This is a genomic window from Pelomonas sp. KK5 (assembly GCF_001984095.1).
Lineage (GTDB): Bacteria > Pseudomonadota > Gammaproteobacteria > Burkholderiales > Burkholderiaceae_C > KK5.
The window spans coordinates 1-18,763 of sequence record NZ_LYVQ01000130.1 but is presented as its reverse complement, the minus strand read 5'-3'; the positions used below and the strand labels follow the sequence as shown (position 1 = coordinate 18,763).

Below are 18,763 nucleotides of genomic sequence, written 5' to 3'. Positions count from 1 at the left end.
GGCCTGGACGGCGGCGCGCATCTGGGCCTCGTCGCGCGGCGGCTGGGCGGGGTCGAACTTGAAACGGGAAGTGCTCATGGATAATGAATTCTACAAACCGCCTGCCTCCGTCGAAGAAGCCCTCCCGCCTTGCCGCAGCGCCCGCTCGCCCCTCCATTCGCCCTGTCCTCGCTGACCCTCTGCCTGCTGTACGGCCTGGGCCAGCCCGCGCACGCGCAAGACCCGACCCCGGAGCCGCCTCCGAAGCTGAAACCCAGCCGCACGCTGGCGGTGCGGCCCAAGACCGAGCGCCCGGCGCTGGTGATCACGGCCGACAAGCTGGGCAGCACGCTCGACCAGCAGTCCAGCGCCGAGGGCAAGGCCGAGCTGCGCTACGGCGACATCCTGATGCGCGCCGACCAGGTCACCTACGGCCAGGCGGACGACCTCGCCCACGCCACCGGCAAGGTCGAGCTGAGCAGCAACGGCAACATCTTCCGCGGCCCCGACCTGCAGCTCTACGTGAGCCGCTTCGAGGGCACCTTCCTGAACCCGAGCTACTTCTTCTCGCTGACCGGCGGGGCGGGGCACGCCGAGCGCATCAGCTTCACCGACCAGAAGCACGTGTTCGCCGTGGACGGCACCTACTCCAGCTGCCCGGTGGTGGACGGGCAGCAACCCGACTGGCAGATCACCGCCAAGGGCCTGGCCCTGGACTTCGATGCCAACGAGGGCAAGGCCACCGGCGGGGTGCTGCACTTCCTGGGCGTGCCCATCCTGGCGGCGCCCTCGCTGAGCTTCGCGCTGAACGGCGCCCGCAAGTCCGGCTGGCTGCCGCCCAACATCAGCCTGGACAACCGCAGCGGCTTCGAGCTGGGCACGCCCTACTACTGGAACATCGCGCCCAACCGCGACGCCACGCTGACGCCCTTCGTGATGACCAAGCGCGGCGCCGGCATGGACAGCGAGTTCCGCTACCTGGAGCCCGAGCACAAGGGCCAGCTGAACCTGGACCTGCTGCCCAACGACCGGGTGGCCGGCCGCTCCCGCTGGGCGGGTGACGCCAACCTCGACGGCCAGCTGCCCCACGACTGGCGCTACCAGCTGCGCGCCGAGAAGGTCTCCGACGACGACTACTGGAAGGACCTGCCGCAGCGCATGCACAGCAAGACGGTGCGCCTGCTCTCGCAGGACCTGCAGGTCAACCGCGCCCGCGAGCTCGGCTGGGGCACGATCGAGAGCTACCTGCGCGTGCAGCACTGGCAGGCGCTGCAGGGCACCGACACCACGGCCCAGTTCATCACGCCCTACCAGCGCAGCCCGCAGCTGGGCATCCGCGCGACGACCAAGGCCGACGACGCGGTGCTGGACGGCTTCACGCCCTGGGGCCGCAGCGCGCGGCTGGAGGGCTCGCTGGAGCTGGAATACAACCGCTTCGACCTGGCCGGCGATGCGCTGCCGACCCAGCGCGCGTCGGGCCAGGTGCAGACCGGCGAGCGGCTGCATGTGCTGGGCCACGTCAGCGCACCGATCGGCGGCGCCGGCTGGTGGCTGATCCCGCGCGTGGCCGTCAACGCCGCCAGCTACCAGCTCGACGAACCTGGCGCCGACGGCCGCCGCTCGATGGCGCGCACGATCCCGACCTTCAGCCTGGACAGCGGCCTGGTGTTCGAGCGCGATTCCTCGCTGCTCGGCCGCGCGATGCGCCAGACGCTGGAGCCGCGCGTGCTCTACGTCAACACGCCCTACCGCGCGCAGCAGAACCTGCCGAACTTCGACTCGGCCGCCAAGGACTTCAACTTCGACTCGATCTACTCGGAGAACCAGTTCACCGGCGTGGACCGGGTCTCCGACGCGCACACGCTGACCGTCGGCGCGATCAGCCGCTGGATCAACCCGACGCAGGGCGAAGAGGTGCTGCGCCTGGGCCTGGTGCAGCGGGTGCAGTTCCGCGACCAGCAGATCACGCCCGACGGCACGCCGATCACCCAGCGCTTCTCCGACCTGCTGCTGCTCGCCGCCGCCCACCTGAACGAGCAGTGGTGGGCCGACGGCACGCTGCAGTTCAACCCCGAGAGCAACCGCTCCGAGCGTACGGTGATGCGCCTGCGCTATTCGCCGGGCCCGTTCCGCACCGTCAGCCTGGCCTACCGGCTGGCGCGCGGCCAGTCGGAGCAGGTCGAGGTGGCCTGGCAGTGGCCGCTGTTCGGTCGCGCCGGCGCGGGCGGCCAGGCCGTGCGTGACGCGGTGGCGGCCGGCACCTCCGGCGGCGGCGGCTGCCAGGGCGCCTGGTACAGCGCCGGGCGCATCCAGTACAGCCTGTTCGACAAGCGGCTCACCGATTCGGTGGCCGGCGTGGAGTACGACGCCGGCTGCTGGGTGATGCGCATGGGCGTGCAGCGCCAGTCCACCGGCCGGGCCGAAACCAACACGCGGCTGATGCTGCAGCTGGAGCTGGTGGGCCTGTCCCAGCTCGGCTCCAATGCGCTCAAGGTCTTGAGGGACAATGTGCCCGGCTATCGCCAGCTGAGCTCCGACCGCTCGGCCACGCTTGACGGCTCGTCACCCTGACGGGCGTTCCTTCTGTTCCGCCGGCCCTGCCTGCTTTATGACCGACAACAAGATTCGTTCCCTGATCCTGGCCGCCGCGGTGATTGCCACCGCCATGCCGGCCCTGGCCCAGCAGCAGCACGCGGCCCCGGTGGTGACCAACTCGCGCGGCACGCTGCAGCCCGGTGACTACATTGCCGCGGTCGTCAACCAGGACATCGTGGCCGCCAGCGAAGTGGTGCAGCGCACCGAGAAGGCCCGCCAGGAAGCCCGCGCGCGCGGCGAGGTGATCGACAGCGAGGCGCTGCACAAGCAGGCGCTGGATGCGCTGGTGGACGAGCGCGTGCTCGTCACCTACGCCCGCGAAAACGGCAACAAGATCGACGACGCCGAGCTGGACCGGGTGGTGGCCAACGTGGCCGCGCAGAACAAGCTGTCGATGGACCAGCTGCGCGCCCGGCTGAAGGAAGACGGCATGGACTTCCGCCGCTTCCGCGACAACCTGCGCGACCAGATGATGACCGAGCGCGTGCGCGAGCACGAGGTGCAGGGCCGCATCCGCATCACCGACGGCGACATCGACAAGTACCTGGACCAGCGCCGCGAGGCCCTGTCCGCCGGCGGCCAGCTGAACATCGCGCAGATCCTGGTCACCGTGCCCGAGAACGCGTCGGCGGCCGTCATCGCCGAGAAGCGCGCCGTCGCCGAGAAGGCGCTGGCCCGCGTGCAGGGCGGCGAGGACTTCGCCGCGGTCAACAAGGAGCTGTCCGAGGACGGCAACAAGGCCAAGGGTGGCGAGATCGGCCTGCGCCCGGCCGACCGCCTGCCCGACGTCTTCGTGGACGCGGTCAAGGGCCTGACCACCGGCCAGATCGCCCCGCAGCTGCTGCGCTCCGGCGCCGGCTATCACGTGCTGAAGGTGATCGAGCGCTCCGGCACGCCCTCGCTGACGACGATCACCCAGACCCACGCCCGCCACATCCTGCTGCGCCCCTCCGCCCAGCTGACGATGGAAGTGGCGGCCCGCCGCCTGGCCGAATACAAGCGCCAGATCGAGGCCGGCACCGCCACCTTCGAGCAGCTGGCCAAGCAGAACTCCGAGGACGGCAGCGCCGAGGCCGGCGGCGACCTGGGCTGGGTCTCGCCGGGCGGCTTCGTGCCCGAGTTCGAGGAAGCGATGAACGCGCTGCCGATCAAGGGCATCTCCGGCCCGGTGCCCTCGCGCTTCGGCGTCCACCTGATCCAGGTGATGGAGCGCCGCAGCTCGCAGATCGAGATGAAGCAGCTGCGCGAGCAGGCCCGCAATGCGCTGCGCGAGCAGAGGTACGACGAGGCCTACACGGACTGGCTGAAGGAGCTGCGCTCGCGCGCCTTCATCGAAGTCCGCGAGTGGCAGGACTGAGATCGATGGCGCAGCACATCGCGCGCAAGCGCTTCGGCCAGCACTTCCTGACCGACCGCGCGATCATCGAAGGCATCGTCGATGCGATCGCGCCGGAGGCGGGCGATGCGATGGTCGAGATCGGCCCCGGCCTCGGGGCGATGACGCTGCCGCTGCTCCAGCGCATCCAGCCTCTGACCGTCATCGAACTGGACCGCGACCTGGCCGCGCGCATGCGCAAGCGCGGGGACGTCGAGGTGATCGAGTCCGACGTCCTGAAGGTGGACTTCGCCGAGCTGGCCCGCGCCAGGGGCAAGAAGCTGCGCGTCGTCGGCAACCTGCCCTACAACATCTCCACGCCGATCCTGTTCCACCTGCTGGGCTTCGTCGACCATGTGGTCGACCAGAACTTCATGCTGCAGAAGGAGGTGGTGGACCGCATGGCCGCCTCGCCCGGCAACAAGGACTACGGCCGCCTCACCGTGATGCTGCAGTGGCGCTACACGGTGGAGTCGGTGTTCGACGTGCCACCGGAGGCCTTCGACCCGCCGCCGCGGGTGGACTCGGCCATCGTGCGCATGATTCCCTTCGACCAGCCGCCGGCGCTGGACGCCAAGCTGCTGGAGGAGATGGTGCAGGTGGCCTTCTCGCAGCGACGCAAGCTGCTGCGGCACTCGCTGGGGCACTGGCTGACCGAGCGCAACTTCGCCGGCCACTTCGACCTGCAGCGGCGGGCCGAGGAAGTACCGGTCACGGAATTCGTGGCGCTGGCGCAGCAGCTCTGACAGGCAAGACAGGCAAAACAAAAGGGACCCGAGCGGGTCCCTTTGTCATTGAGCAGCCCGAAGGATCAGGCGGCGCTCAGCCACATGGCAGTATCGAAAGCACTGCACATCATCGGCATGTTCATGCCGAAGTTGGCGTTGGCTGCGGCCTTGGAGGCCTTGGAGGCCGGCTTGGCGGCAACGACGGGCGTCTCTTCTTGGGTAGCCCGCTCCCAGGACGAATCCTGTGAGCGGGCTACTGAAAAGAATAGAAGCACCTGAATGGAATCTTCCTTTCCGCCCAGAAGTCGGCGGCCTCGCGGAAGACGTCGAGCAACTGCTCGCGGGCCTCGCGATCGAAGCGGATGTTGTCCGGCAGCTGTTCCAGCACCACGACGAAGCCCGGCTGCGAGCCCGACTTGTGGACCAGGTCGGTCATGCAGTCATGCAGGGCGTCCAGGTTCTTGCCGAAATGGGCGGGGAACAGGAAGGCCTGGGCGATGCCCTCCAGCACGTCCTGCTTGGACTGGGCTTCCGTCAGGTTGGCATACAGGAAATGCTGGCCGGCATCCTGGGCTGCCTGCATCAAGTCCTCTACGCGGTAGGCCCTTATGGCCTGCACGATGTTGGGACGGACGGTCTGCAAAAGCATGGTCGCGATCCTCCTTTAAGTCACAGAACTCTTGGACTCCCGCCGCTCACCGCACCTGCTTGAAGCTGGCGTAGTGGTCGTCGGTGTAAAAACAAATATCAGGCCGGGTCGCGGGATTTCCACCGCACACCATGCGCCGGGCTCCGCGGTCGCGGCTGCCGGGCGTCTTCACGGTGTACTCGTGATACCAACCCCTGGCCTTGACCGGCAGGATCCGCTCGCGATTGCCGAACACGACGCCATCCTGCCGGTGCGGAAACGGCCCACCGGCCAGAATCAGGCGATACGTTGTTTGCGCTTCGCGGGGCAGATCGGACAGCGCCACCGTCTCCAGCCCGGGCTCCAATCGCTTGGATTCCTTGGCTTGCACCGGGTTCCCGGTTGCCGCCACAGCCGCTGAAAAAACGGCCAGACCGAACCAGAACCTGGTGGACCACCGGGGTGGTCGAGAGAGCAAAGACACGGGTTTACCCTGTTCCTGAAAGCAGTATGGTAGCGAAGCGGCCCGGAAATCTCAAGCCGCGTCGCTGCATCCAGGCCGGGAATTACGCTTTGTTAGCAGGCGCACACTACCAATATGGAGTGCGCCAGATGGCGGGAACAGGGCGTAGATCGCACCGAGTTAGCCGCCACAAACTTTTGTAAACCGATCAAGACGAAAAGCCCCTGAAGCACCTTTGTGGTGCATCAGGGGCAAGCTTGTCTAGTCAGGTTTCAGCGTGCAGCGTTGGCGTCCGCGACGACCAGGGCCGTCATGTTGACGATGCGGCGCACCGTCGCCGACGGGGTCAGCACGTGGATCGGCTTGTCCGCGCCGAGCAGCACCGGGCCGATCGCGATGCCGCCGCCGGCGGCCACCTTGAGCAGGTTGTAGGAGATGTTGGCGGCGTCGATGTTCGGGAACACCAGCAGGTTGGCTTCCCCGTTCAGCGCCGCGTCGGGCACCTGGCCCTTGCGGCAGGTGGTGTCCAGCGCGGTGTCGCCGTGCATCTCGCCGTCCACCTCCAGCCAGGGCGCCTGCTCGCGCAGCAGGGCCAGCGTCTCGCGCATCTTGGTGGCGGACGGGCTGTTGCTGGAGCCGAAGTTGCTGTGCGAGAGCAGCGCCGCCTTGGGCTTGACGCCGAAGCGCAGCATCTCCTCGGCCGCCATCACGGTGATCTCGGCCAGCTGTTCCGCCGTCGGGTCGTAGTTGACGTGGGTGTCGACCAGGAAGACCTGGCGGTTCGGCAGGATCAGCCCGTTCATGCAGGCATAGGTCTTCACGCCGGGACGCTTGCCGATCACCTGGTCGATGTACTGCAGGTGCATGGAGGTCACGCTCCAGGTGCCGCAGAGCATGCCGTCGACCTCGCCCTTGTGCAGCATCATCGCGCCGATCAGGGTGAGGCGGCGGCGCATCTCGATCTTGGCCAGCTGCTGGGTGACGCCCTTGCGCGCCGTCAGGCGGTGGTAGGTCTGCCAGTAGTCGCGGTAGCGCTCGTCGTGCTCGACGTTGACGACGTCGTAGTCCAGCCCCTCCTTCAGGCGCAGGCCGAAGCGCTCGCAGCGCTCGGCGATGACGGCCGGGCGGCCGATCAGCGTCGGGCGGGCCAAGCCTTCATCGACCACCACCTGCACCGCGCGCAGCACGCGCTCCTCTTCACCCTCGGCATACGCGACGCGCTTGTTGGTCGAGCGCTTGGCCATCGTGAAGATCGGCTTCATCGTCGTGCCGGAGGCGTAGACGAAGCTCTGCAGCTTCTCGACGTAGGCGACCATGTCGGTGATCGGCCGCGCAGCCACGCCGGACGCCATCGCCGCCAGCGCCACGGCCGGCGCGATCTTCATCATCAGGCGCGGGTCGAAGGGCTTGGGGATCAGGTACTCGGGGCCGAAGGAGAGATTGGCGCCGGCGTAGGCCGCGGCCACCACCTCGCTCTGCTCGGCCTGGGCCAGCTCGGCGATCGCATGGACGGCGGCGATCTCCATCTCGTCGTTGATCGTCGTGGCGCCGCAGTCCAGCGCACCGCGGAAGATGTACGGGAAGCACAGGACGTTGTTGACCTGGTTCGGGTAGTCGGTGCGGCCGGTGCACATCACCGCATCGGCGCGCACCTTCTGCACCTCTTCCGGCGCGATCTCGGGGTTCGGGTTGGCCAGCGCGAAGATCAGCGGCTTGGCGGCCATCGTGGCCACCATGTCGGCTTTCAGCACGCCGCCGGCCGACAGGCCCAGGAACACGTCCGCGCCCTTGATGACCTCGCGCAGGCTGCGCATTTCGGTCTTCTGGGTGAACTGGGCCTTGTCCGGGTCCATCAGCTCGGTGCGGCCCTCGTAGACGACGCCGGCCAGGTCGGTCACCCAGATGTTCTCGCGCGGCAGGCCCAGCTTCATCAAGAGGCTCAGGCAGGCCAGCGCGGCGGCGCCGGCGCCGGAGGTGACGAGCTTCACCTCCTTGATGTTCTTGCCCTGGACCTTCAGGCCGTTGAGCAGGCCGGCGCCGACGACGATGGCGGTGCCGTGCTGGTCATCGTGGAAGACCGGGATCTTCATGCGCTTGCGCAGCTCGCGCTCGACGTAGAAGCAGTCCGGCGCCTTGATGTCCTCGAGGTTGATGCCGCCGAAGGTGGGCTCCAGCGCGGCGATCACGTCCACCAGCTTGTCGAGGTCGGTCTTCTCGTTGATCTCGAGGTCGAACACGTCGATGCCGGCGAACTTCTTGAACAGGACGCCCTTGCCCTCCATCACCGGCTTGGAAGCCAGCGGGCCGATGTCGCCCAGGCCCAGCACCGCGGTGCCGTTGGTGACCACGGCCACCAGGTTGCCGCGCGAGGTGTAGCGGAAGGCGTTGGCCGGGTCGGCGACGATCTCCTCGCAGGCGTAGGCCACGCCGGGCGAGTAGGCCAGGGCCAGGTCGCGCTGGTTGATCAGCTGCTTGGTGGCGGCGATCGCCACCTTGCCGGGGGTCGGGAACTCGTGATATTCGAGGGCCGCCTTGCGCAGCTCGGCGCGCTTTTCTTCGGATGTGGACATGGTGCTGGTGTCTCTCGCTTGTGTGCTGCAGGCCCTGGGGGTGGGCGGCGATTGTAGGAGTCAGTGTCCGTCAAGCTGGGGCAGATCGGCATACGCGATAGTGCGCATCCGGGCCCGTCAGGGGACCAGCATACTGCGCGCTCAAGGTCGACAGCCTTCGCCGTGCCACCACGCTCCTTTTACTTTTCGCTACTGAATGGGCCGCGGCGCTGGCGCCGGGCGCTGCCCTGGGTGGCGCTGGTGGCGCTGCTGCTGGTGGCGCAGTCGCTGCTGGTGATGCTGTCGCTGAACTACGAGTCGGGCCGCGCGCAGGAGCATGTGGACCAGGTCGCCGCCGAGGTGGCCGCCCGCGCCAAGCAGCTGGCCGGCCGCGACATGCAGGCGCTGCAGGGCTTGCTGTGGGAAGACCCGCTGCACCAGCGCTGGCGCGACGACGCGGTGGAGCTGCTGCGTCGAACCCGGCCGTTATTGCGCGTCGAGTACCGCGACGCCGACCGCCACATCGTCTACGCCGCCGACTCGCCCTACGGTACGCCGCTGTTCAAGCAGCTCTCGCGCACGCAGATGCAGCTGGAGACCGACCTCGCCTGCGTTGCCGCCCAGCGCCAGGCCGCGCAGGTCTATTCCAAGAGCTACTTCGTGCCGCTGCCCGGCGGCGACGGCCAGGAGGTGGCCGACCTGTGCCTGCCTCAATCGCAGGGCGGGCAGATCAGGGCCTTCGTCGTGGCCACCGTGGGCCTGCGCCAGCTGCTGGAGGAATCGATGACGCCGGAGCTGGCGCGCAGCAACGAGGTCAGCTTCGTGGAGGGCGACGGCACGCGCCTCGCCCGCGCGGGCCTCACGCGCGGCGCCGGCATCTACCGCGCCGAGCGCCTGCTGGACTTGCCGGGCCTGTCGCTGCAGCTGCGGGTGGACAGCGCCCGCGGCCGGCCGGACCTGATCCCCAACCTCAGCACGGCCCTGGTGCTGGGCCTGTCGCTGGCGCTGTTCGCGGTCGTGCTGCTGCTGGTGCGCGACGTGCGCCGCCGCGCGCTGGCCGAGCACAAGCTGGCCGAGGCGCTGGCCTTCCGCCACGCGATGGAGAACTCGCTGGTCACCGGCCTGCGCGCCCGCGACCTGGCCGGCACCATCACCTATGTGAACCCGGCCTTCTGCGGCATCGTCGGCTTCCGCGCCGAGGAGCTGTACGGCCTGGCCGAGCCGCCCTACTGGCCGCCGGAGCACGTCGAGGAATACCGCCGCCGCCACCTGGACCGCAGCCTGCGCGCCGAGGCCGGGCAGGACCCTCGCCAGGGCTTCGAGACGGTCTTCATGCGCAAGGGCGGCGAGCGCTTCCCGGTGATGATCTTCGAGACCCCGCTGCTGGACGCGCAGGGCCAGCAGACCGGCTGGATGAGCGCCGTGCTCGACGTCTCCGACCAGCGCCGCATGGAGGAGCTTTCGCGCCAGCAGCAGGACCGGCTGCAGGCCACCGCGCGGCTGGCCACCGTCGGCGAGATGGCATCGCTGCTGAGCCACGAGCTGAACCAGCCGCTGGCGGCCATCGCCAGCTACGCGGCCGCCACGCTGAACCTGCTGGAGCGCGACGGCGACGAGCCGCAGACCCCGGCCATGGTCCGCGAGGCCACCAGCCGCATCGCCCAGCAGGCCGAGCGGGCCGGCCGGGTGATCAAGAGCGTGCATGACTTCGTGCGCCGGCGCGACCAGTCGCGCGAACTGATCGGGGTGGACGCGCTGTTCGACGCCGTGCTGCCGCTGGTGCGGCTGCAGGCCCGCAAGAGCGGCACCCGCATCGAGATCGACCTGCCGGAGCAGACGCCGCGCCTGCGCTGCGACCGCACGATGGTCGAGCAGGTACTGCTGAACCTCACCCGCAACGGCATCCAGGCGATGGAGGCCGCGGCGCCGCTGGCCTCGCGGGTCTTGCGCCTGCAAGTGAGCACCACGCCGGACGCGCGCTGGCTGCGCTTCTCGGTGCGCGACCACGGCCCGGGCATCCCGGAGGAGGTGGCCAAGCGCCTGTTCACGCCCTTCTTCACCACGCGCAGCGAAGGCATGGGGCTGGGCCTGAGCCTGTGCCGCACGGTTGTGGAGCAACATGGCGGTGTGATGGAATTCATCAACCACCAACAAGGCGGCGGCTGCGAGTTCCGCTTCACGCTGCCCACGGAGACAAGCCCCCCATGACTGCGCTGCCGGAGTTCAAGAGCCGCAACCTGCCGATGGTCTATCTCGTCGACGACGAGGACGTCGTGCGCGACGCGCTGGCCTGGCTGCTGCGCTCGCGCCGGCTGCTGTCCGAGGGCTATGCCAGCGCCGAGGCCTTCGAGGCCATGCTGGATGCCCGCCCCGGCCACGGCGCCGGCTGGCCCGACGCGCCAAGCTGCCTGTTGCTGGACGTGCGCATGCCCGGCATGAGCGGCCTGGCCCTGTTCGAGCGGCTGATCGAGCGCGGCCTGCACCAGGTGCTGCCGGTGATCTTCCTGACCGGCCATGGCGACGTGCCCACCGCGGTGGGCGCGGTCAAGCGCGGCGCCTTCGACTTCGTGGAGAAGCCCTTTTCCGACAACGCGCTGGTGGACCGCGCGCTGCAGGCGCTGGCCGCCAGCGACCAGGCGCTCAGCGCACGTAACGCGTCAGTTCAGCTGACCCACCGGGTGGCCGAGCTGACCGACCGCGAGCGCGAGGTGATGGCCCTGGTCGTGCAGGGCCTGCCCAACAAGCTGATCGCCGACCAGCTCCACATCAGCGTGCGTACGGTGGAGGTCCACCGCGCCCGCGTGTTCGAGAAGATGGACGTGAAGTCGGCCGTGGAGCTGGCGAACCTGCTGCGCGAAAACTAGGCCGGGCGGCCCGGCCGCGGCTGCGGCTTCATCGGCGGCGGCTCCGGCTGGTCGTTCAGGCGCAGGAACTTGAAGCCCAGCAGCTGGGGCTTCTTCAGGCCCGCGTCGATGTTCTTCTGGTCTCGCAAGCCCAGCCGCGCGATGAAGTCCTGCAGCGACTCCTCGCGCACCACCGGCTCCGACGAATGCAGGATGTGCCGCTCGCCGTCCGCGCCCAGCACGATCAGGCCCACATGCGAGGCCCAGGCGCCGCCGGGCTGGCCCGGGTAGCCGGAGATGATGTTGACGAAGTCGCCGTCCTGCAGCTGGTTGGCCACCTCGGCCACGATCTGCTTCGGGACGTACACGTCATCCCAGCGCTGCACCGGGATCTCGCGCTCGATCTTGAACTGCTTGCGCAGGAAGCCCTGGCGGTCGATGTTCTGCAGGTAAGGCACCGCGCGCGCGCCGGCCATGCGCTGGGTGATGTCGCTCACCAGCCAGCGGTTGTTGATGTTCCAGTCGGCCTCGGTGTAGTGGTTGCGCGTGGCCACGCCGATCACGCCGTCCTTGTAGCGGATGCGCTGCAGCATCCAGAAGAACTCCTCCCAGGAGGCGCTCTGCGCCATCGCATAGATGTGCTCGGAGAAGACCACGCAGTCGCTCTTGTCCAGGCTGAACAGCGGCTGGGTGTCGAAGGTCTCGTAGGGGAACTCGCCCAGCAGGTAGAGCTCGTAGGGCTGGCCGATGTTGCGGCGCGCGAGGTCGGCGATGCGCTGGCGCAGCGCCGGCTGGGCCAGTTGCTCATAGGCCAGGAACTTGCCAAGCTCGGCCGGCTTCATCTGGTACAGCGGCTTGTTCAGCAGCGCGGTCAGCGTCTCGGCGTCCAGGCCGACGCGCTGGCCGAAGCCCAGCTGCGCCTCGGTGGGCGCCTGCAGCGGCGCGGGCGGCAGCGGGGCCTGCGGCCGGATGTCGCCGCGCGCGGGCGAAACAGGAGCTTGTTGCTGCGGGGGCTGCGGCAGCTGCGCGCAGCCGGCCGCCAGCAGCGCGGCGGCCAGGGTCATAACGGCGGTTTTCATCGGCGCCGATTGTGGCGGCGAATCGCTCAGCCCAAGCCGAACAGCGCCTCCGCACGTTCGCGCAATCGCCCAGGCACGCTGCCGGCCAGCGCGATCGCCGGACGCTGGGCGGCCATGCGCACGAAGACTTCGCGTACCGCGTCAGCACTGACCGCCTGCAGCTCGTCCAGCCACTGCCGCGCCTCGCGCAAGTGGCCGAAGCGGAACAGGTCCTGCGCGGCGTTCTCGATGCGCCGCGTCGGCTGCTCCTGGGCCCGCAGCGCGCGCACGCTCAGCTGCGCCCGCGCCCGTTCCAGGCCCACCGGATCGACGGCGCCGCCGGCATGGCGCTGCAGCAGCTCGTGCACGGCCACGATCAGCTCCTCGGCCTGCTCGGGCGTCGTCGCCGCCTCGACCAGCAACTGCCCGCACAGCGGGAAGGCATCGGCGCTGCAGCCCACGTGGTAGGCCAGGCCGCGGCGCTCGCGGATCTCGTCCAGCAGCGGCGAGCTCATGCCCTCGCCCAGCAGCGCCGCCGCCACCGCATAGGTCGCCTGGCCCGGCTCGCCCAGCGCCGGCGAGGGATAGCCGATGACGATCTGGCACTGGCCGCTGCCGGCCATGCGGCGCTGCTTGAGGCCGCCCTGCCAGTCGGGCGGGGCCACCTCATGCGGCGAGCCGGCCGGCATCGCGCCGAAGGCCTCCTCGACCGCCTGCGTGAAGGCCGGCACGTCGACGGCGCCTGCCGCGGCCACGACCACATTGGCCGCCGAATACTGCCGCTGCACATAGGCCAGCAGATCCTCGCGGGTGAAGCGCTTCAGGTTCGCCCGCTTGCCGATCACCGGCTGGCCGGCCGGATGGTTGAGCCCGTAGCAGGCGCGGTCGAAGAGCTGGAAGGCCTGGGTGACCGGGTCGTCCTCGTACTCGCCGAACTCCTGCTCGATGACGCCGCGCTCGCGCTCCAGCTCCTCGGCCGGGAAGCTCGGGGCCAGCACCACGTCGGCCAGCATCGCGACGAAGGCCGGCAGATCCTGCGGCAGGCCTTCGAGGTGGAAGGCCGTGTGGTCCTTGTCGGTATGGGCGTTGACCTCGGCGCCGAGCCGCTCGGCATCGAGGTTGATCTGCTGGCAGTCGCGGGTGGCCGTGCCCTTGAAGGCCATGTGCTCGACGACATGGCTGATGCCGTTGAGCCGCGCGGACTCGTGCAGGCTGCCGGTGCGGATGAACACGCTCAGCGAGACGGTGCTGCGCCAGGGCATCGGGATGGCGACGGCGCGCAGGCCGTTGGGCAGGGTGGTGACGATCGGCTGGTCTTGCAAGACAGAGGCTCGGCGTTGGCGGGAAGGCGATTGTCCGCCCAGCCGAGGGGCCCTGACCGATGGCATGCCGCGGCAGCCGGTGCTAAGGTCCTGACCCAGCTGACCCCTCTCCGGTCCCACGCCTTGAATTCCCTCTTCGACCCGCGCTCCGTCAGGACGCAGTTCGCGCTCCTGCTCGGCGGCATCGCCCTGGCCCTGCTGGTGCTCGCGACCTGGGCGTTCCGCTCGGTGTCGGCCGTGGCCGTCAACGGCGAGCTGTACCAGCGCATCATGCTGGGCCAGCGGCTGGAGGCCGACGTGTTGCCGCCGCCGCAGTACATCGTCGAGAGCTTCCTGCTGGTCGGCGAGCTGCGCAACGCGGCGCCGGCGGAACGCCCCGCGCTGATCGAGCGGCTCGCCCGCTGCCGGCAGGCGCTGCTGGAAGGCCAGCGCCAGTGGCAGGCCAGCCGCCTGCCCGAGGCGCTGAAGGCCCAGTTCAGCGAGGCCGTGTTCCCGCCGGCCCAGGCCTTCTTCGAGGAACTCGACCGCAGCTTCCTGCCGGCCCTGCACAGCGGCGACGCCACCGCGCAGCTCGCCGCCTACGAGCGCATGGCCGCCGACTACCAGGCCAACCGCTCCGCCGTCGACGGCCTGGTGGCCGCGCTGCGGCCCTACCGCCAGGGCCTGGAGGCCGAGGCGCTGCGCACGATCGAGCGCTCGGTGCTGGGCCTCGGCGCGGTGGCGCTGCTGGCACTGCTGACCATGGTGGCGCTGGTGCTGCGGCAGATGAGCGTCACCATCGACCGCACGCTGGGCCAGCAGCGCGCGCTGGCGGCCGCCAACGAGCGCGCCCGCGAGGCGGCCGAGGCGGCCAACCGCGCCAAGACCGAGTTCTTCGCCAGCATGAGCCACGAGCTGCGCACGCCGATGAACGCCATCATCGGCATGACCCACCTGGCACTGAACACCGAGCTGACGCCCCGGCAGCACGACTACCTCGGCAAGATCCGCGTCGCCGCCGACGCGCTGCTGGCGCTGATCAACGACGTGCTGGACAGCGCCAAGATCGAGGCCGGCCGCTTCGAGCTGGAGCAGCGCCCCTTCGAGATGGCGGAGCTGCTGGCCCATGTGCAGGCGCTGGTGGAGCTGCATGCGCGCGAGAAGGGCGTGGCCTTGCGCATGCCCCGCGGCGCGGCGCCGCAGCTGCGCCTGCTGGGCGACCGGCTGCGCCTGGAGCAGGTGCTGGTCAACCTGTGCAGCAACGCGATCAAGTTCACGCCCACCGGCGGCAGCGTCGAGCTGCGGGCCATGATCGAAGGGCATGAGCCGGACGGCCGCGTGAGGCTGCGCCTGGCGGTGCGCGACACCGGCATCGGGCTGGATGCCGACACCGCGGCCGCGCTGTTCGAGCCCTTTCGCCAGGCGGACCGCACGATCTCGCGCCGCTACGGCGGCACCGGCCTGGGCCTGGCGATCTGCAAGCGCCTGGTCGAGATGATGGGCGGCACGATCGGCGTGGACACCACGGTCTCGCCCGGCGCGGAGTTCTGGATCCGCGTGGCGCTGGCCCCGGCCGAGGCAGGCGCGGGCGAGAGCGAGGACGAGAGCCGGCCCGCGCCGCTGGCCGAACCGGCGCCGGACCGGCTGCGCGTGCTGGTGGTCGACGACAACGAACTCGCCCGCCAGACCTGCCTGGAGCTGCTGCCTGCCGCCGGCTGCGTCGGGTTCGGCGTGCCCTCGGCGGCGGACTGCCTGGCCCTGCTCGGCCGCCCCGGCGAGCCGGCCTTCGACCTGCTGCTGATCGACTGGAACATGCCCGGCACCGACGGCGCGCGGCTGGTCGAGCTGCTGCGCCAGCGCAGCGCGGAAGAGGGCCACGGCACGGTGCCGCGGCTGGTGCTGATGACCGCCTACGCCGCCGACGAGGCCCGTGCGCTGGCGACGCGGCTGCGGCTCGATGGCTTCCTCAGCAAGCCGCTGACGCAGGCGGCCCTGCAGGACACGGTGCACATGCTGTTCGGCCGCCGCCGGCAGCATCCGGTGGAACCGCTCGGCGACACGCTGATGGCACGGCTGCGCGAACGCCGGGTGCTGCTGGTGGAGGACACCGCGGTCAACCGCCAGGTGGCCGGCGAGCTGCTGGGCGACATCGCCGGCATGCGCGTCAGCATGGCCTGCGACGGCCACGAGGCGGTGGCCCTGCTGGGCGACCCGCAGGCGCAGTTCGACATCGTGCTGATGGACGTGCAGATGCCCGGCATGGACGGTTGCGAGGCCGCCCGCCGCATCCGCGCCGATGCGCGGCATGCCAGCCTGCCGATCGTCGCGATGACCGCCTCGGTCCAGCAGGCCGACCGCGAGGCCAGCCTGGCCGCCGGCATGAACGGCTTCATCCGCAAGCCGATCGAGCCGCTGCGCATGTTCGAGATGATCGCCCGCTGGCTGCCCGAGGAACCGGCGCGCGCCGAGGCCGCGATCGACTTCCGCCTGGGCCTGGAGAACTGCCTGGGCCAGCAGCCGCTCTACCAGCGCCTGTTGCGCACCTTCGTCGGCGAGCACGGCGCTGACGCCGCCCGGCTCGACGAGCTGCTGGCGCAGCGTCAGTTCGACGCCGCCGCGCAGCTGGCCCACTCGATGAAATCGGTGGCCGGCACGATCGGCGCCCGGCCGCTGGCCGCGCTGGCCTCGCAGCTGGAGGCCGCACTGCAGCAGCGCGGGGACGCGCCGGGCATCGCCGGGCTGGCCGCCGCCTTCGCGGTGGAACTGGCGGCGGCGCTCGAAGAGGCCGGGGTGCAGGGCGCGGCGACAATCCCCGCATGGGTGAATTCGATCTGATCCGCCGCTTCTTCCAGCGCGGCGATGGCACGCAGGCCGGCGTCGACGTGGGCATCGGCGACGACTGCGCCGTGCTGACGCCGGGCCCCGGCGCGCAGCTCTGCATCTCCAGCGACATGCTGGTCGAGGGGCGGCACTTCCTCTCCACCGTCGAGCCGGCGCGCCTGGGCCACAAGGCCCTGGCCGTCAACCTCAGCGACCTGGCGGCCTGCGGCGCCACGCCGCGCGCCTTCACGCTGGCGCTGGCGCTGCCGCGGGCGGACGAGCGCTGGCTGGCCGGCTTCGCCGAAGGCCTGTTCGCGCTGGCCGACGCGCACGGCATCGCGCTGGTGGGCGGCGACACGACGCAGGGCCCGCTGAACCTCTGCATCACCGTCTTCGGCGAAGTGCCGCGCGGCACGGCCCTGCTGCGCAGCGGCGCCCGCGCCGGCGACGACATCTACGTCTCCGGCCGCACGCTGGGCGACGCACGGCTGGCGCTGGAGGTGTTCCGCGGCACGCTGGGCCTGCCCGGCGAGCAGTTCGAGGCGGTGCGCCGCGCGATGGAGCTGCCGCAGCCCCGCGTGGCGCTGGGCCAGGCGCTGCGCGGCGTGGCGACGAGCGCGGTCGACGTGTCCGACGGCCTGTGCGGCGACCTCGGCCACATCCTGGCCCGCTCCGGCGTCGGCGCGGTGCTGGAGGTGGATGCGCTGCCGCGCAGCGCCATCCTGGAAGCGCAGCCGCCGGCGGTGAGGCGCGAGATGGGCCTGGCCGGCGGCGATGACTACGAGCTGGTGTTCACCGCGCCCCCGTCGTCCCGCGAGGCCGTGCAGCAGGCGGCCGGGCAGAGCGCCACGCCGGTCAGCCGCATCGGCCGCATCGAGGCCGCGGCGGGCCTGCGCTTCGTCGACGCGCAGGGCCAGGTCTTGCCCCTTCAGTTGCAGAGCTTCGATCACTTCAAGACCGCATGACAGACGACCGCGACGACGACCACGCCTCGATGGCTCCGGTGCGCCCCAGCGCCGGCTTCATGCTCCGCCATCCGGCCCGCTGGATCGCGCTGGGCTTCGGCAGCGGCCTGGCGCCCAAGGCGCCGGGCACCTTCGGCACGCTGTGGGGCTGGCTGGTGTTCGCACTGATCCAGCACTACCGCCCGCTGGGCGATGCCCAGTGGGCTGCGCTGATCGCCGGCGGCACGCTGGTCGGCTGGTGGGCCTGCACGCAGACGGCGCGGCACCTGCGCACGCCGGACCCCGGCGCCGTGGTGTGGGACGAGATCCTGGCGATCTGGCTGGTGCTGTGGCTGGTCAGTCCGACCTCGTGGTCAGGCCAGTTGATCGCCTTCGCGCTGTTCCGCTTCTTCGATGCCGCCAAGCCCGGCCCGGTCGGCTGGGCGGACCGGCTGTTCAAGCTGAAACCCGGCGAGCGCATCGGCTGGGCCCAGGGCTTCGGCATCCTGTTCGACGATTTCGTGGCTGCCGGATGTACCCTCTTCGTCATCGCGCTCTATCGCCACGCCTTCGGAGGCTGACCACCATGCTGTTTCCCGACGAACACGAACTGATCGACCGCATCGCCATCGCCCTGATCCGCCGCAAGGAGATGCTGGGCACGGCCGAGTCCTGCACCGGCGGCCTGATCGCCGCGGCCTGCACCGAGCTGCCCGGCTCCAGCCAGTGGTTCGAGCGCGGCGTGGTCAGCTACAGCAACCAGGCCAAGAACGAGCTGCTGGGCGTGCCGGCCGGCTTGCTGGAGCTGCACGGCGCCGTCAGCGGCGAAGTGGCCCAGCACATGGCGCGCGGCCTGCTGGCCCATGCGCCGATCCACTGGGCGCTGGCCGTCACCGGCATCGCCGGCCCTACCGGCGGCAGCACCAGCAAGCCGGTCGGCACCGTCTGGCTGGCCCTGGCCCATGAAGGCCGCCTGCTGCGCGTGTGGAGCGAGCTGTTCGACGGCGACCGCCACGAGGTGCGCCTGGCCACGGTACGAGCCGGCCTGACCGCCCTGTGCGAGGCGCTGGAAGACCGCGACTCGTGAGCATCCTGATCGTCGGCGCCGAGCGCGAGCGCTGGCTCGCGGCTCTGGCCGAGGCGATGCCCGAAGAGCGCTTCCTGCTCGAGGCCGACCATGAGGTCGAGGCCGCCGTCGTCGCCAACCCGCCACCGGGCAGCCTGCAGGGCCTGCCGGGGCTGAAGCTGATCCAGTCCGTCTGGGCCGGCGTGGACCGGCTGCTGCAAGACCCGACCCTGCCGCCCGGCGTGCCGGTCGCCCGCATGGTGGACCCGGCGATGAACGAGGCGATGGTGCAGACCGCGCTGTGGGCCGTGATCGCGCTGCATCGCGGCTTCTTCACGCTGGCCGCGCAGCAGCGCGAGCAGCTCTGGCGCCAGCCGCCGCAGCCGCGCGCGGGCGAGTGGCGGGTGCTGGTGC

The 18,763-nt window shown here is 70.2% G+C and carries 14 protein-coding genes and 1 pseudogene; 10 read left to right on the top strand and 5 right to left on the bottom strand.

Annotated elements, in window-relative coordinates; translation table 11 throughout:
• The first annotated feature begins 129 nt into the window (after positions 1-129).
• From B0W88_RS19540 to rsmA, 3 genes are read left to right on the top strand one after another with little or no spacing between them, the layout of a single operon-like run.
• Positions 130-2,550, top strand: a complete 2,421-nt coding sequence (locus B0W88_RS19540; protein WP_083748907.1) for an LPS-assembly protein LptD — start codon at positions 130-132, stop codon at positions 2,548-2,550.
• Positions 2,551-2,587: 37 nt separating this feature from the next.
• Positions 2,588-3,931: a peptidylprolyl isomerase gene (locus tag B0W88_RS19535; RefSeq protein ID WP_077036301.1), complete on the top strand. Its 1,344-nt coding sequence runs from the start codon at positions 2,588-2,590 to the stop codon at positions 3,929-3,931.
• 5 nt (positions 3,932-3,936) lie between these two features.
• Positions 3,937-4,695 carry a 16S rRNA (adenine(1518)-N(6)/adenine(1519)-N(6))-dimethyltransferase RsmA gene (gene rsmA, locus B0W88_RS19530; protein WP_077036300.1) on the top strand — a complete coding sequence of 253 codons (759 nt, stop codon included), beginning with the start codon at positions 3,937-3,939 and terminating at the stop codon, positions 4,693-4,695.
• A 235-nt stretch (positions 4,696-4,930) separates the two neighbouring features.
• On the opposite strand, the gene B0W88_RS19525 is transcribed toward rsmA, so the two are convergent.
• From B0W88_RS19525 to B0W88_RS19515, 3 genes are all read right to left on the bottom strand, one after another.
• A complete protein-coding gene (locus B0W88_RS19525; RefSeq protein WP_077036299.1) occupies positions 4,931-5,326 on the bottom strand; it encodes a barstar family protein in 396 nt (131 codons plus the stop codon).
• Positions 5,327-5,372: 46 nt separating this feature from the next.
• The gene (locus tag B0W88_RS19520) at positions 5,373-5,738 is read right to left on the bottom strand and encodes a ribonuclease (protein ID WP_083748910.1); all 366 of its coding nucleotides are present in this window, start codon (positions 5,736-5,738) and stop codon (positions 5,373-5,375) included.
• A gap of 302 nt (positions 5,739-6,040) precedes the next feature.
• Positions 6,041-8,338, bottom strand: a complete 2,298-nt coding sequence (locus tag B0W88_RS19515) for an NADP-dependent malic enzyme (protein ID WP_077036298.1) — start codon at positions 8,336-8,338, stop codon at positions 6,041-6,043.
• Between the two features lie 162 nt (positions 8,339-8,500).
• Between B0W88_RS19515 and B0W88_RS19510 the strand changes: the two genes are divergently transcribed.
• Together B0W88_RS19510 and B0W88_RS19505 are read left to right on the top strand one after the other, a co-directional pair.
• Complete coding sequence (locus tag B0W88_RS19510) at positions 8,501-10,525, top strand: sensor histidine kinase (RefSeq protein ID WP_233151779.1); 2,025 nt, start codon at positions 8,501-8,503, stop codon at positions 10,523-10,525.
• Positions 10,522-11,181 carry a response regulator transcription factor gene (locus B0W88_RS19505; protein WP_233151778.1) on the top strand — a complete coding sequence of 220 codons (660 nt, stop codon included), beginning with the start codon at positions 10,522-10,524 and terminating at the stop codon, positions 11,179-11,181. The genes B0W88_RS19510 and B0W88_RS19505 overlap by 4 nt, the downstream gene beginning before the upstream one ends.
• Here B0W88_RS19505 and B0W88_RS19500 read toward each other — a convergent pair.
• Positions 11,178-12,239 (bottom strand): N-acetylmuramoyl-L-alanine amidase-like domain-containing protein, encoded by a 1,062-nt coding sequence (locus B0W88_RS19500; RefSeq protein WP_233151777.1) that lies wholly within the window; start codon positions 12,237-12,239, stop codon positions 11,178-11,180. The genes B0W88_RS19505 and B0W88_RS19500 overlap by 4 nt on opposite strands.
• A 26-nt stretch (positions 12,240-12,265) precedes the next feature.
• The gene (locus B0W88_RS19495; RefSeq protein ID WP_233151776.1) at positions 12,266-13,540 is read right to left on the bottom strand and encodes a pitrilysin family protein; all 1,275 of its coding nucleotides are present in this window, start codon (positions 13,538-13,540) and stop codon (positions 12,266-12,268) included.
• A 123-nt stretch (positions 13,541-13,663) separates the two neighbouring features.
• Between B0W88_RS19495 and B0W88_RS19490 the strand changes: the two genes are divergently transcribed.
• The 5 genes and pseudogenes from B0W88_RS19490 to B0W88_RS19470 form a co-directional block, all read left to right on the top strand.
• The gene (locus B0W88_RS19490; RefSeq protein WP_077036297.1) at positions 13,664-16,354 is read left to right on the top strand and encodes a response regulator; all 2,691 of its coding nucleotides are present in this window, start codon (positions 13,664-13,666) and stop codon (positions 16,352-16,354) included.
• On the top strand, positions 16,336-17,304 hold the full coding sequence (gene thiL / locus B0W88_RS19485) for a thiamine-phosphate kinase (RefSeq protein ID WP_077036296.1): 969 nt from the start codon (positions 16,336-16,338) through the stop codon (positions 17,302-17,304). Before B0W88_RS19490 ends, thiL begins: the two co-directional genes overlap by 19 nt.
• Positions 17,301-17,864, top strand: a complete 564-nt coding sequence (locus B0W88_RS19480) for a phosphatidylglycerophosphatase A (protein ID WP_077036295.1) — start codon at positions 17,301-17,303, stop codon at positions 17,862-17,864. Before thiL ends, B0W88_RS19480 begins: the two co-directional genes overlap by 4 nt.
• Positions 17,865-17,869: 5 nt before the next feature.
• The gene (locus B0W88_RS19475; RefSeq protein WP_077036294.1) at positions 17,870-18,370 is read left to right on the top strand and encodes a CinA family protein; all 501 of its coding nucleotides are present in this window, start codon (positions 17,870-17,872) and stop codon (positions 18,368-18,370) included.
• Positions 18,367-18,763 (top strand): annotated as a pseudogene (locus tag B0W88_RS19470) (glyoxylate/hydroxypyruvate reductase A); the annotation flags it as partial. The gene B0W88_RS19475 and the pseudogene B0W88_RS19470, both read left to right, overlap by 4 nt.

What these genes read in the sequence shown, in the direction of transcription:
- thiL (WP_077036296.1), top strand. Translation starts at nt 16,336, where the DNA reads ATGGGTGAATTCGATCTGATCCGCCGCTTCTTCCAGCGCGGCGATGGC.
- B0W88_RS19475 (WP_077036294.1), top strand. Translation starts at nt 17,870, where the DNA reads ATGCTGTTTCCCGACGAACACGAACTGATCGACCGCATCGCCATCGCC.
- B0W88_RS19525 (WP_077036299.1), bottom strand. Translation starts at nt 5,326, where the DNA reads ATGCTTTTGCAGACCGTCCGTCCCAACATCGTGCAGGCCATAAGGGCC.
- B0W88_RS19505 (WP_233151778.1), top strand. Translation starts at nt 10,522, where the DNA reads ATGACTGCGCTGCCGGAGTTCAAGAGCCGCAACCTGCCGATGGTCTAT.
- B0W88_RS19515 (WP_077036298.1), bottom strand. Translation starts at nt 8,338, where the DNA reads ATGTCCACATCCGAAGAAAAGCGCGCCGAGCTGCGCAAGGCGGCCCTC.
- B0W88_RS19535 (WP_077036301.1), top strand. Translation starts at nt 2,588, where the DNA reads ATGACCGACAACAAGATTCGTTCCCTGATCCTGGCCGCCGCGGTGATT.
- B0W88_RS19480 (WP_077036295.1), top strand. Translation starts at nt 17,301, where the DNA reads ATGACAGACGACCGCGACGACGACCACGCCTCGATGGCTCCGGTGCGC.
- rsmA (WP_077036300.1), top strand. Translation starts at nt 3,937, where the DNA reads ATGGCGCAGCACATCGCGCGCAAGCGCTTCGGCCAGCACTTCCTGACC.
- B0W88_RS19500 (WP_233151777.1), bottom strand. Translation starts at nt 12,239, where the DNA reads ATGAAAACCGCCGTTATGACCCTGGCCGCCGCGCTGCTGGCGGCCGGC.